Origin of the sequence: Chryseobacterium sp. KBW03 (assembly GCF_003852415.1) — a bacterium.
GTDB classification, from domain to species: domain Bacteria; phylum Bacteroidota; class Bacteroidia; order Flavobacteriales; family Weeksellaceae; genus Chryseobacterium; species Chryseobacterium viscerum.
In genome coordinates this window covers 759,222-772,028 of sequence record NZ_QAJO01000003.1, presented here as the reverse complement: position 1 = coordinate 772,028, position 12,807 = coordinate 759,222, and the positions used below count along the sequence as shown (strand labels likewise).

General features: G+C 36.8%; 12 protein-coding genes. 2 read left to right on the top strand and 10 right to left on the bottom strand.

Annotation, left to right across the window (positions count from 1 at the left end):
• Window positions 1–7: 7 nt before the first annotated feature.
• Window positions 8–520, top strand: coding sequence for a hypothetical protein (locus DBR39_RS07445; protein ID WP_124531846.1), 513 nt, complete (start codon window positions 8–10; stop codon window positions 518–520).
• 2 nt (window positions 521–522) lie between these two features.
• Here DBR39_RS07445 and DBR39_RS07440 read toward each other — a convergent pair whose 3' ends face one another.
• The 3 genes from DBR39_RS07440 to DBR39_RS07430 form a co-directional block, all read right to left on the bottom strand.
• Window positions 523–2,085 carry a hypothetical protein gene (locus tag DBR39_RS07440; RefSeq protein WP_124531844.1) on the bottom strand — a complete coding sequence of 521 codons (1,563 nt, stop codon included), beginning with the start codon at window positions 2,083–2,085 and terminating at the stop codon, window positions 523–525.
• Window positions 2,086–2,340: 255 nt separating this feature from the next.
• Window positions 2,341–3,387: an HlyD family secretion protein gene (locus DBR39_RS07435; RefSeq protein ID WP_124531842.1), complete on the bottom strand. Its 1,047-nt coding sequence runs from the start codon at window positions 3,385–3,387 to the stop codon at window positions 2,341–2,343.
• Window positions 3,388–3,392: 5 nt separating this feature from the next.
• A complete protein-coding gene (locus DBR39_RS07430; protein ID WP_228447786.1) occupies window positions 3,393–4,727 on the bottom strand; it encodes a TolC family protein in 1,335 nt (444 codons plus the stop codon).
• A 136-nt stretch (window positions 4,728–4,863) separates the two neighbouring features.
• Here DBR39_RS07430 and DBR39_RS07425 point away from each other — a divergent pair, with 136 nt between their 5' ends.
• Window positions 4,864–5,667, top strand: a complete 804-nt coding sequence (locus tag DBR39_RS07425; protein WP_124531840.1) for a helix-turn-helix domain-containing protein — start codon at window positions 4,864–4,866, stop codon at window positions 5,665–5,667.
• Between the two features lie 230 nt (window positions 5,668–5,897).
• On the opposite strand, the gene rplI is transcribed toward DBR39_RS07425, so the two are convergent.
• The 7 genes from rplI to DBR39_RS07390 all read right to left on the bottom strand — a co-directional run bounded on the left by rplI (window position 5,898) and on the right by DBR39_RS07390 (window position 12,782).
• Window positions 5,898–6,401 (bottom strand): 50S ribosomal protein L9, encoded by a 504-nt coding sequence (gene rplI, locus DBR39_RS07420; RefSeq protein ID WP_124531838.1) that lies wholly within the window; start codon window positions 6,399–6,401, stop codon window positions 5,898–5,900.
• A 111-nt stretch (window positions 6,402–6,512) separates the two neighbouring features.
• A complete protein-coding gene (rpsR, locus tag DBR39_RS07415) occupies window positions 6,513–6,815 on the bottom strand; it encodes a 30S ribosomal protein S18 (protein WP_034706728.1) in 303 nt (100 codons plus the stop codon).
• A 32-nt stretch (window positions 6,816–6,847) separates the two neighbouring features.
• Entirely contained in the window at window positions 6,848–7,189 is a 342-nt protein-coding gene (gene rpsF / locus DBR39_RS07410; protein WP_103235592.1) for a 30S ribosomal protein S6, read from the bottom strand.
• Between the two features lie 136 nt (window positions 7,190–7,325).
• Entirely contained in the window at window positions 7,326–8,678 is a 1,353-nt protein-coding gene (locus DBR39_RS07405) for a chloride channel protein (RefSeq protein ID WP_124531834.1), read from the bottom strand.
• A gap of 292 nt (window positions 8,679–8,970) precedes the next feature.
• The gene (locus DBR39_RS07400; RefSeq protein WP_124531832.1) at window positions 8,971–10,404 is read right to left on the bottom strand and encodes a serine hydrolase domain-containing protein; all 1,434 of its coding nucleotides are present in this window, start codon (window positions 10,402–10,404) and stop codon (window positions 8,971–8,973) included.
• 179 nt (window positions 10,405–10,583) lie between these two features.
• A complete protein-coding gene (locus tag DBR39_RS07395) occupies window positions 10,584–11,891 on the bottom strand; it encodes a dihydrolipoamide acetyltransferase family protein (protein WP_124531830.1) in 1,308 nt (435 codons plus the stop codon).
• A gap of 63 nt (window positions 11,892–11,954) precedes the next feature.
• Window positions 11,955–12,782, bottom strand: coding sequence for an S-adenosyl-l-methionine hydroxide adenosyltransferase family protein (locus tag DBR39_RS07390; protein WP_124531828.1), 828 nt, complete (start codon window positions 12,780–12,782; stop codon window positions 11,955–11,957).
• Window positions 12,783–12,807 lie beyond the last annotated feature (25 nt).

Sequence of the window (12,807 nt, the reverse complement as noted above, 5' to 3'; positions counted from 1 at the left end):
AATAGTTATGAAAAAAACAGCTTTAATAATAATTACAATAATGGCTTCGGGGAGTTTTAATGCTCAGGTTGCTTTGGGAAAAACGACTTTAGAATCAGCTTCATCATCTATTGAGTTTGGAAATGAAAACAGAGGGCTTGTTCTTCCCTGGGCAGCAAATACAGCCGGTATTCAGAATGTGGTGAATGGTACTCTGATCTTTGATACCTCAGATATGAAGGTAAAAGTCTATCAGAATAATCTTTGGAAAGATCTTTCAGTGGATGCAGCGGGCACTGCTGATACGAGTCTGCAGGATAATTTAACAGACCATCCGGACGCAAAAGTTTCCATAGGATCACCGTCGTCTGTTCCCGGAATTCTGGTGTTGGAAGACAATAATAAGGCTATGATTTTACCTAAAGTAGCTTCTCCTCACCTCAATATCATTTCTCCTGCAGCGGGTATGATGGTATATGATACTCAAAAAAAGCAACTGGCTGTTTTCAACGGAACAGTTTGGTCTTTTTGGGGAGAGTAACTCTACATAATATTCCTTACGGCGATCTTTACAGGATGATAAAGCAGTAGACCGATTGCCGTAACAAGTGCCAGCCAGAACAGTCCTGTGAAAATTTCCATGTTGGAAAGAAGAATAGACTGAGCCATTATTTTAGCTTTAAAAGCGCCTGCTGTCATAGATAGCGATTCATTGACCGGAAGTTTTGAAATATTAGATCCGAAAAGCTGGCTCCATTGACTGTAAAAAACGGGATTGGTATCGATGAGATTAGAACTCAGTGTATCAGAATGTTTTAAGGTTAAAAATAACATCAGGTTCTGCATCAAAGCGTACCCGATGGCTGTTGTCCAGAAACGGGTTGTAGTTCCTAAAGCTGTAGCATTGGCAACATATTCTTCCGGTGTAGCTGAAATTAAAAAGAAAACCAACGGAGTAAATAATAGTCCCTGAGCCACACCCTGCAAAAATAAAGGCGGACAAATGGTGGAAAGGGTAGTGTCAGGGTAAAAAGTGTACGTAAACCATGCACAATCAATGGCAAGCAAAAGGAATCCTGTGAAGAAAACAATTCTCGAAGAAACCCCGCGAACCAGACAGATTCCCGATAATAATACCCCCAAAAGAGTTCCTGCAACATTCCAATACTGGATGTTTACAATATAATCCCATGGCCATTTCCATACGGTTGCCATAATGCTGTATACATTATTAAGCCCTGAGCGGATGAGATAAAAAATGAAAAACAGAATCATTCCTGCAATCACATTTTTTGAACTGAAAACTTCAAAGTGAAACAGCGGTCTTTTGGAGTTTCTCTGCTTAAGCATGAATAATCCTCCGGAAAGCAGGAATACAAACAAGCACATGATAACAGTATCAGACTCAAACCACATGAGTCTTTTACCATAAATAATGGCATATCCGCCAGCCTGCAGGCATGCCCAAAGTAAAAACCAGCTGGTAATATCCAATTGGTATAAAGGTTTTTTAGGGAAAAATCTGTTTTTGTTGAATAAGGCAATACCAATGATGAGTACAAATACATGAAAATAAAGCATCATCAGGATCATATGCTGGAAATCGTAATTTTCAATGCTTGATTTTAACAGAGAAGTAGTGATTGTTCCTCCGGTCAGCATGATCGTATACATAAAGAGATACGCTACAACTTTAGCATGCCTTGTTTTTAGTTCGGCAATAATCAGGGGAAGAAAAATGGCCCCTTCCAATAATCCAAAAATACCTTCTAAGAAGCGAATCACCAGAATAACATGATAATCATGGGTAACCGATAAAACATAAAGAATAATCACTGAAACAGAGGCCATCAGCAGGACATAATATTTTACGCTGAAATAAGCCATAAACCGCTGTAAAACTAAAAGGGTAACCACAAATGTCCCGTACATCAAAATCATTAAGTATTGGATGTCGTCTGAATCTACATCCATAAAAGAAGACGTGAAGGCGCTATTGGAATGCAAAAGCGACAACAACATCAGGTGGGGAAACAATGCCAATATAAGCAAAGGCAGTTTCAGCCATTGTGGTACCCATTTATGATAAACTGTATTATGTTGCATAATTTTTGGAAAGCACTAAGCTTAGAAAAAGAAATGGCACATTGCTATTGAGCCAGATTTAAAAAAAGCGAAAAGACAAAAGGGATAAAAGTGTAAAAGGTAAAATGACAAATATGCTCAAGAAAAAATTCGCAGATCTGTTATATTGCCCTTTTGCCTTTTCGCTAAAAAAATAATTTAATTTGAAAGTCCGAAATGTGTCAATTGAAAGGTGATTTTGTACTCTAAAACTCTAAAACCCTCCCATACTCAAACTTATATTTTCTTCGCACTCACCAGAACATTCATTCCGGAAAGCAGTTTTTCGTTGTCTTTATTATTATCAAGAATAATTTTAACAGGGAATCTCTGTTCTATTTTTACAAAGTTTCCGGTGGCATTATCCGGTTTTACCAAAGAAAACTGTGATCCTGACGCAGGAGAAACGGAAAGGATTTTTCCTTTAAATTCAACATCGGGATAAGCATCTGCAGTGATGATTACTTCCTGCTTCTGATCAATCTGCCCAAGCTGTGTTTCTTTATAATTGGCGATGATCCATTTTTCTTTGCTGACAATCTGTACCAGGGCTTGTCCTTCTTTGATCAATTGTCCTTCCTGAATGGTCTTTTTTCCAACCCATCCATCATACGGAGCGGTAATCACGGTATAAGAAAGATAAAGCTTAGCATTGTTCAGGCTGGCAGAACTCTGCTGAATCTGGCTTTTAACGGGAGCCACTTTAGTCTGTTGTTCATTGGCTCCGGCTCTTACTGAGTTTTTCTGTTGTTCCAGCGCCAGGAGATTAGTTTTTGACTGGTCATAAGACGCTTTTATATTTTCAAATTCCTGTTCTGTTGCTGCCCCTTCTGCCAGTAGATTTTTATATCTTTTATAATCCTGTTCTGTTCGCCAGATATCAATTTTAGCGGAAGCAATTTTAGCATCAATGATCTTAGTATCACTTTCTTTGGTATTTACACCGCTTTCAATAGTACTTATGGTTGCTGCATTAGCATGAAGGTTGGCTTCTGCCATATTCACCTGATTCACAAACTCTCTGTTGTCTATGACGATTAAAGTGTCACCTTTACGCACAAACTGATTTTCATTAAACTTTATTGTTTTAATAAACCCGGAAACCTTACTGGATACAGGCGTAATATACTGCTCGATCTGCGCATCATTGGTCGTAACATTTTTTCTCGAAAAAAGATAAAAGCTAACCATACCCGTAATTCCACTGATGATCAGGATCCAGGCCAGTAAAGTAATGGACTTGTTGATTCTTTTTTCCTTTTGTGTCAATTGTTTCTGTGCCATAGTTTTTATAAGTTCCCAATCGTATATTGGAGTTGGTAATATTTAAGTTGTCTGTTGATTTTTATAGAAATAAGATTAGATTCAGCCTCCAGATAAGTATTGTCAGCATCTATCAGTTCAGTGATAAGACTTAGCTTATTGGCGTATTTTGTTCTTACAATACGATAATTCTCTTTAGCCTGGGTAATGGCTTCTTCCGCAATTTTTACTTTCTGATCTGTTTCTTCAAACTTTTTGTACGCTTCATAAACGCTGTGTCTGATCTTCTCTTCATTTTCCTCTATCTGAAGTTTGGCAAGATCAATATTTTCCCTTGCTTCCTGCATTTTGTATTTATTTTTATACAAATTTTCGATAGGATAGGTAAGATTCACACCCACCATTCCCAGACGATAAGCGTAGGGTTCAGGAGGAAAGAACATCATATTGGGATACTTTAAAAAATACTCTCCACCCGCTGTAATTTTGGGTAAATAATTCGCTCTGGTAATTTTTTGATCCAATTCCTTTAATGAAAGATTTTTGTGAGTGATTTCAACGGATTCATTTTTGTGTAAAGCTGTTTCCGTCAATTCATTGATATAAGGTATTGAAGCATTATCCGAGATCAGATCTTCTGTGTTGACATGCATTTCCTGGCTTTCCGGAAGGGAAAGAATCGTTTTAAGCTTATGCTCTGCAATCTGAATATCATTATCCAGTTCTGTCCAGCTCATCGTATGATTGGAAAGCTGCAAAGAAGTTCTTAACACTTCATTTACGGTTACAACTCCGTTGGCTTTAAGCGCTTTTACCTGTTTGATGTTCACAGAATCTTCCTTCATTTTATCATTGATCAGACTCTGCTGTTCTTTTAAATGATGGATCTGTAGAAAAGCTGTAATAATTTCCATGGTAAGCTGTCTCTCATCCAAATGGGTTTTTAAAGATGAAATTTCAGTGTCAATGGCGGTCTTCTTTTCCGTATTCTTTATTTTTCCACCCATATACACCGGAATGGATGCAGATAATGTAAAATCATACATACCATTGATCACATCGTATTTTGTTGCTTTGTTGAATACGCCGTTCTCATGTTGAAAAAGGTTCGTTACCTGATTGTAGCTTGTATGGAATTCAATGTCCGGAAGTTTTTCCATTTTAAGATCTTTCTCTTTGGTAACGGACATTTCCTGTTTTAGATGGCTTATCTGTATATTCTTGTTGTTTTTCAGACCGATCTCTACAGCTTGCTGTAAGCCGAGATGTTGGTAGTCTATCATCTGTGAATGTAAAAAACTGCTCAATAATAAGCACAACGCAATATACAGATATCTGTATGCGTTAAATGTGATATTCATAAATTAATTAAAGGATTTTTGCTAAAATGATTTTGATGCAGCAAAGTTACGACAACAAGTATGGGACCCTATTTGTGAAAACAGAAAAAGATTTGCTCATTTACGCCAGTTTAAAAATTCTTCTTATCTTTATTTCATGAATGACAGCCATTTTAAAATAGTAGAAGAGGATGATACAGAATTTTACGTTTATCATGTTCTTACGGGGAATGTAACAACAGAGGTTCATTATCACAGTTCTGCACAATTGGTCTATGCAGAAGGCGGTATCGTGCATGTTTTTACAGATCAGAAACATTGGTACCTTCCGGCAAGATGCTTTATGTGGATTCCTGCAGGAACCCCTCACTATATTTTTTCTACCAGCCCAAAAGTTGATTTATATAATTTTTATTTTAAAAAAGAAGAAAATGAAAGTGGCTTTTTTGATGAAATTAATATTTATTCTGTTAATGAGCTGCTTCGGGAAATGATTTTATATACTAAAGAATGGGATGGGAAAATCACAAAAAATGAGAGTTCTAAATACTTTTTCCTCAAAGCACTTAAAGGAATTTTACAGGAAAAAGAACACAGACACCTGGCATTTCCAATACAGCATCCTTTTCCAAAAGATGAGACCTTATTAAAGATCGCAAGATACATTCATGCTAACCTTGAAAAGCCTCTGACCATCGAATCTACGGCCAAAGAATTCGGAATGAGTACAAGAACCCTTTCGAGGAAATTTAAAGAGATTCTGGGGATGAATTACGTTCGTTTTCTAAGATCATTAAGAATCACCCGCTCTCTTGAACTGATGCTGGAAGGGAAATATAACATGTATGAAATCTCAATGATGGTGGGGTACAACAGCCTGTCTTCTTTCAGTAATATTTTCAAAAAAGTAATCGGTATTGCCCCTACAGAATATCAGCAGAAACTGAGAGGGAGTAAATGATGCGGAATTGGGCTATAACGCGCATTTAGCCCTCTTTAACCGCTTTTATTTTGCATTTCAACAAAGTGTATTCAACTCGGGAATACTATGAGTTATGATGTCCTTAATTCCCCTTCTCTGAAGGGGTGGATTTTTGCAAAACAAAAAGACGGGGTAGTTATTATACAAAAGAAAAACCACCTCAATACAATTGAAGTGGTTTATATTATGAGAAAATCTCAGTTGCTTAATTAAGCTTCTTCAGATTTAACTTCTTCTTTTTTAGCAGCTGGAGCAGCTACAACTGGAGCGTCAGATACGATTTCGAATTCGAAGTTGTACTCAACGTTTCTGTGTAATCTGATGTTTGCAGTTACTTTACCAGTTCTCTTAATAGAGTTTCCTGGGATTTTGATATATTTCTTCTCTACAGAAACTCCAGACTTAGCAAGAGCAGCAGAAAGATCTGCATTGTTGATAGATCCGAATAATTTGTCACCAGAACCTACTTTTGCAGGAATAGTAATAGAAGTTTTCTTCAATTGATCTACTACAGCGTTAGCAGCAGCGATTAATTTAGCTTCTTCTTCTTTTCTAGCTTCCAAAGTAGCTTCTAGAGCAGCTTTGTTTTTAGGTGTAGCTAAAAGTGCAATACCTTGAGGAAGTAAGAAGTTTCTTGCGTAACCTGGCTTTACACTTACTGTATCAAACTCAAGTCCTAAGTTTTCTACGTCTTGTTTTAGGATAATATCCATTGTTGTTGTCCTTTTTTTAGATTTTAGAGTGGTCTAAAATCAAGTTAGAATTAATTATTTATTCAGCAACAAAAGAAGAGATTGCTCTCTTCTCTTATTTATTTTTTTGTCTTATTTCAATAAGTCAGCTACGTAAGGTAGTAAAGAAAGGTGTCTTGCTCTTTTGATAGCAGCAGAAACTTTTCTTTGGTATTTTAAAGAAGTTCCAGTGTATCTTCTTGGTAAGATTTTACCTTGCTCGTTTACAAATTGTAATAAGAAATCAGCATCTTTGTAATCAACGTGCTTAATTCCGTATTTTTTGAATCTACAATATTTCTTTTCAGATTTTGTATTGATATCAAGTGGAGTAAGAAACTTTACTTCTGATTCTCCTCCTGCAGAGGCTTGTTTAGCCATTTCATCTATTGCCATGTCTTGTCTTTTTTAAAAAATAGGGTTAATAATTAAGCTTTAGCTGCTTTTACTTTAGTTCTTCTAGTTACAGCGTACTCAATAGCATGCTTGTCAAGTTTTGTAGTAAGGTAACGGATTACTCTCTCGTCACGCTTAAATGCCAATTCTAGATCAGCTACTACAGTACCTTCACCTTTAAATTCGATTAAAGTATAGAACCCGTTCTTTTTTAATTGGATCGGATAAGCTAATTTTTTTAATCCCCAGTTTTCTTTAGCAACGATTTCGCAGTTCTTTTCTTTGATAAGATCTACATACTTGTTTACTGCTTCCTCTACCTGTGACTCAGATAGAACGGGAGTTAAAATGAAAACAGTTTCGTAATTGTTCATAATGTTAAATGAATTTGTTAATTATTTCGAGGTGCAAAATTAGACAATATATTTCTTATATACAAGAGTATTGGTGAAATAGTTGAGCAATATTGACAATACTTATTCTCTTTTAATAATAACTTTTGATCTCTGGTTACTCTTTGGCTCTGATTTCGGCCAGGAAATTTGCTTTCAATACATCATATAAAGAATGTCTGCTTACCAGAATAGAAGCAATGGATGAGACCATACCTGCCAGCATCAGATGGAAAATCAGAGAATGCCTGTCCGTCATTTCCAGAACAATAATGGCTGAAGTGAAAGGAGCCCGGGTGATTCCTGTAAGAAAAGCGACCATTCCGGCGAGGACCACTACATTGGTTTCGTTGGGTGTCAAGTGAATAAGACCTGAAATAACAGAACCTATACTTGCTCCCGCGCTAAGAGCAGGAGCAAAAATTCCGCCTGCACCCCCGGAAGTGAAAGAAAGGGCAGGGCCAAGCATTCTTAGAATCGGAACATACCAGTCTTCGTGCTTATCTTTGGTAAAAAGAACACGCTCCATAATCTCTTTTCCTGAGCCAAGAATTTCCCTGTTGATGAAATAGGCTATAGAAGCAATAATTAAAGCACAAATGATCAGGAATACCACATTCGCTTTATCTGTTTTCAGTTTTTTCTTCTTCCAGCTATTGATTTTAAGCATAACAACCGAAAGCTGGCTGGCCAAAATACCAGCTGTGGCTGCAACGAGCATGATCGGAAACATGACCATTAAAGAAACATCATTGGTCTTCGGATATCCCAGATATAAATAAGACCCGGCAAGGGTCTGCGCTGTGAGACCAGCAATAATAACCGCGGTAAATAAAGCTGTTTTGAAATAATTAATATGGGTTTTTGACAGTTCTTCAACCGCGAAAACAATTCCTCCCAACGGAGTGTTGAAGGCTGCCGCAAGCCCGGCTGCCGCTCCTGTCATAATCATATTTTTCTTAGAAATCTTCGGCCACCACTCGGGAAGATATTCATTCACTTTTCTGAACACTGAGCCTGCAATCTGAATCGTAGGTCCTTCACGCCCTACAGCACCTCCTCCGATAACCAGAATGACAGAGGACAGGATTTTGAAAAAGATAATCTTAATGCTTAGCAGACTTCTGATCTTACGGTGTTCTTTGGGGTTGGCAAGTTCTACAGCTGCCATCACCTGCGGAATGCCACTTCCTTTAGCGTTTGGAGCAAATTCTTTTACCAGCCACCAGGAAAGTACAAATCCAACGGGAGCGATAATAAAAATCATCCACGCATGCCAGTCAAAAATGAAATTCATAAGATGCTCACCCCAGGCAAATATCTGCGCATACATAACGGCAAAAAAGCCTGTAATGACAGATCCTATCCAAAAAGGAATAGCCTGAAGCAGATTGTTCTTCAGTTGTTCATTCCGGATATTGTCGAAGGATTTTTTGAGGGATCTTCTAATGAGGATTAAAAATTTCAGCATTTGTTAATTTTGATAGGTAAAAATACGGGATCTTCTATAATCGGTATCTATTTTCAAATAATATTTGCTTTAAAATTAATACTAATAACTTAGACATCCAAGAAAGTGATTATAATGTAAAATGAATCAGCTTTAATTATTGATATTTTATTAAACTGTCATTTTGTTTGAATTATTTTTAAATTTAAAAATCAAATATTATGAATTTTAAATAAAATAAATAATGTTTAAATCAAATAAAAAATCCCGACTTTTGTCAGGACTTTATTGAGTGAGATTATGTGATTTTTAATTATTTTTTCTGAGCGAGAAGAGCTTCTATTTTAGTGATCATAGTAGAACCATTCGTATTTTGTGGATCCAGTTCAAGAGATTTTTTATAATTTTTTAATGCCAAAGGATAGTTTTTAGCATTGAAATAACCTTCTCCCAGGCTGTCATAAGCACCTCCGGATTGTGGATGTTCCTTTACATTCAATTCAAAAACTCTAACAGCGTCATCCACTCTTGAACCTCTCATTAAAATATACCCAATATTATTCAAGGTGTTTTCAAAATCCCATTTTGGATTTTTAGCTTTAATGTTGAAGTAGTTTTTTTCTGCGTTTGTACTGCTGGCTTTCGCAAATTCAGCAATAATAGATTCCTCAGCTATAGAATAAGCGTCGGTCAAATTTTTATCAATAATGGATGCAATATGATTGACAATATGGTACTGTGCCGGGAAGAAATTATATCCGTTCGACATCATAATAATGGCCATGTTATTCTGTGGGAACACTCTGTAAGCGCTTACATTTCCACCAGAAAAACCATAAGACAGAATATTGTTTGCTTTGCTGATCTCCCATCCGTAGGCAAAAGAATCTTTTTTGTTTCCATAATCAAACGGTTTCCACATCATTTCTTTTGTGTTTTGATTCAATAGATCGTTTTTGCTGAGATGGCTGCTCCATTGTAAAAAAGCGGGAAGGGTAATGGCTAATCCATTTCCGGAATGTGATCTTACGCCGTTGTCAAATGGCGTTTTCTCATATTGTTTTGTTTCATTGTTGTAGTTGTATTTCTGAACTCTGTTGGGAATCTGCTCAAGAGAATTTGATGAGAAATAGACCTGGTTTTTTACATCAGAAAATTGATTGCTTATAATAAAATCATCGAATGACTTCCCTGTAATCTTTTCTATGATCATGGTAAGCAGCATGTAATTCGTTTGATTGTATCTGAATTCATTTCCTGTTTTAAAATCCATTTTTTCTTTGGAAAGACGTTCAATAACCTTTGCATTGGAATCATTAACCGGAATATCCTCAAAAGCAATAAAATTTGGAATTCCGGAAGAATGAGTCAGCAGGTTTTTTACTTTTACTTCCTGCCATTCTTTGGGAATATTTTCAACATATTTGGAGATATTGTCTTCCAAAGATAATTTTCCCTGCTCAATCAGTTGAAAAATACCGACATTGGCTGTTAATTTTGAAGTAGAGTATATCCTAAACATCGAACTTGGGCTCACTTTTTTAAGGTCTTCCAGATTTTCTGTTCCGTAATATTGCTCAAAAATTACTTTGCCGTCTTTTATAATTCCAAGAGCCAGTCCCGGGATTTTATTGTTCTTCATTGCTTCTTTCACATAGCTGTCAATCAATTGAGACTGATTGGTTTGCTGCGAAAAAGCGGCCGTGGAAATATGTAATGCAAATGCTGCTAAAAGAATTTGTTTCATGTGTTGGTAATTCAGGTGTATGGTTCTTATATAAGACAATTGAGTGACACCCTCTGTTACATTGTTTGTAAGTTATTTGTATAAAATATTCAGTTTTTTCCAATAAAAAAAACCTTCGATTTAATCGAAGGTTTAGTATGTAAAATCGGCAAAATAACTTATTGCTGATTACTCATTACTTATATTTCTGTGTTCAGATCCCAGTTTTGAAGGTAGTCGTGAACATGCTTCAGCATCATTCCTCCTAAAGATCCGTCTACCACTCTGTGGTCATAAGAGTGAGACATAAACATTAGGTTTCTGATCGCGATTACATCACCGTCAGCTGTTTCAAGAACTGCAGGCTTCTTAACGATAGCTCCGATGGCTAAGATAGCTACCTGAGGCTGAGGAATAATCGGTGTTCCCATAAGGTTTCCGAAGCTTCCTACGTTAGAAATTGTATACGTTGCTCCCTGAGTATCTTCAGGTCTTAATTTTTTGTTTCTTGCTCTGTAAGCCAGGTCGTTGATTGCTTTCGCAAGGCCTGAAAGAGATAGCTGATCTGCATTTTTGATTACAGGAACGATAAGGTTTCCGTCTGGAAGGGCAGTCGCCATACCGATGTTGATGTTTTTCTTTTTGATGATATTCTCACCATTGATAGAAACATTGATCATTGGGAAATCCTGGATTGCTTTCACTACCGCTTTTACGAAAATTGGCATGAACGTAAGTTTTTCACCTTCACGTTTTTCGAAAACTGCTTTGTTTTTATTTCTCCATTTTACAACGTTGGTAACGTCTGTTTCAATGAAAGAAGTCACGTGTGGAGCAATTTGTTTTGCTTTTACCATGTTCTCAGCGATGATCTTTCTCATTCTGTCCATTGGAATGATCTCATCACCTGCATTTACTGAGATAGTAGCTGCAGGAGCAGATACCGCTGGTTTTGGAGCTGAAGCTGCTTGTGCAGGAGCTGCCTGCTGAACCGGCTGGCTTCCTCTGTTAGCAACATAAGCTAATATATCTTCTTTTGTAATTCTTCCTTCCAAACCGCTTCCTTTGATGGATTTCAGTTCAGTTTCAGAAATATTTTCCTGTTGTGCAATAGATTTTACAAGTGGAGATAAATAAAGGTCTCCTGAAAATTCTACATTTGAAGCAGCTGCTGTTTGTAGAGGCTCTTCAATTGCTTTTAAAGTGCTAGCATCCGGAGTAGCTGCCGGAGTTTCAGTAGCTGCTTCTTCTGAAGCTGAACCTTCTCCTTCAATTTCTAAAATAGCAATGGCTTCACCTACTTTTGCAACTTCATCTTTTTGCTTTAAAATCTTTACTATTTTCCCCGAAACTGGTGTCGGAACGTCTGAATCTACTTTATCTGTTGCAATTTCTACTATGGAGTCATCCTCCTTTACGCTATCACCTTCATTGAATAACCAAGTGATAATTGTCGCTTCCATAACACCTTCTCCCATGGAAGGAAGCAATAATTTGTATTCTGCCATTTTTGATTTTTAGATTTTGACAAATATATAAAAAAAATCGGTTTTTTTATGAAATATATAATCTTAGCTGAATTCGATGTAGATATTTTCACCTACATTCAATCCAAACAGGCTTTTAGCGCCATTTTTCTTACTTCCTTTGTAGATCGTAAGCTCCAATAATTGACTGTCATTGAAGATTGCAGCCGACTGCCCGTGGAATTCGGTCTCCCTTTCCCAGTCTGAAACGACTTCTGTATGGCTGGAAAATATCCTTGAAAGACTCAGATTTCTGAATTTTATTGTGAAACTGCTGTAGCCTTTACTGATATTTTCGAAAAAATCTTTGTTGATATTTGAGATTATATTTCCGAAATTATCAATATAGGAAACATCACCAATAATCATACCTTCTGATTCATTATAAACCGGTCTTGGGAACATCAGCTGTTTAGCCGAATGTATTTTTCTTCCGATCACTTCCGGAAGTCCGCCATTGGCAAGATGTACCGCTGCAGGAACAAAAATATCTGTGGACGTAAAGTTGATAACGTCATCAAAACGGTTGTTCAGCGTAAGCTCATAGATCGCTTCCGGTTTAATATCGAAAAATACAAGGCTCAAAAGTCCATTGTCGGCCGCCAGAAAGTAAGATCCGTCGGCTTTATAAATGAGATTTTTTCTTGATTTGTTGTAAAAACTGTCTACGGAAAGGATGTGAATGGTTCCTTTCGGGAAATATTTATAAGCATTTCTTACAATATACGATGTCTGTATAAGGTTGAATGCCTGGATGTCGTGGGTTATATCAATAATATTAACCTCAGGATTTAGAGACAGAATTTTGCCTTTCACAGCGGCAACTCTGTAATCTAAATTTCCGAAATCCGAAGTAAGGGTAATAATTGACATGAGCAATTTATAGAATAGTGTAGTA

Excerpts from the sequence above, each read along its gene's own strand:
- DBR39_RS07445 (WP_124531846.1), top strand. The coding sequence starts at position 8 with ATGAAAAAAACAGCTTTAATAATAATTACAATAATGGCTTCGGGGAGT.
- DBR39_RS07440 (WP_124531844.1), bottom strand. The coding sequence starts at position 2,085 with ATGCAACATAATACAGTTTATCATAAATGGGTACCACAATGGCTGAAA.
- DBR39_RS07435 (WP_124531842.1), bottom strand. The coding sequence starts at position 3,387 with ATGGCACAGAAACAATTGACACAAAAGGAAAAAAGAATCAACAAGTCC.
- DBR39_RS07430 (WP_228447786.1), bottom strand. The coding sequence starts at position 4,727 with ATGAATATCACATTTAACGCATACAGATATCTGTATATTGCGTTGTGC.
- DBR39_RS07425 (WP_124531840.1), top strand. The coding sequence starts at position 4,864 with ATGAATGACAGCCATTTTAAAATAGTAGAAGAGGATGATACAGAATTT.
- rplI (WP_124531838.1), bottom strand. The coding sequence starts at position 6,401 with ATGGATATTATCCTAAAACAAGACGTAGAAAACTTAGGACTTGAGTTT.
- rpsR (WP_034706728.1), bottom strand. The coding sequence starts at position 6,815 with ATGGCAATAGATGAAATGGCTAAACAAGCCTCTGCAGGAGGAGAATCA.
- rpsF (WP_103235592.1), bottom strand. The coding sequence starts at position 7,189 with ATGAACAATTACGAAACTGTTTTCATTTTAACTCCCGTTCTATCTGAG.
- DBR39_RS07405 (WP_124531834.1), bottom strand. The coding sequence starts at position 8,678 with ATGCTGAAATTTTTAATCCTCATTAGAAGATCCCTCAAAAAATCCTTC.
- DBR39_RS07400 (WP_124531832.1), bottom strand. The coding sequence starts at position 10,404 with ATGAAACAAATTCTTTTAGCAGCATTTGCATTACATATTTCCACGGCC.
- DBR39_RS07395 (WP_124531830.1), bottom strand. The coding sequence starts at position 11,891 with ATGGCAGAATACAAATTATTGCTTCCTTCCATGGGAGAAGGTGTTATG.
- DBR39_RS07390 (WP_124531828.1), bottom strand. The coding sequence starts at position 12,782 with ATGTCAATTATTACCCTTACTTCGGATTTCGGAAATTTAGATTACAGA.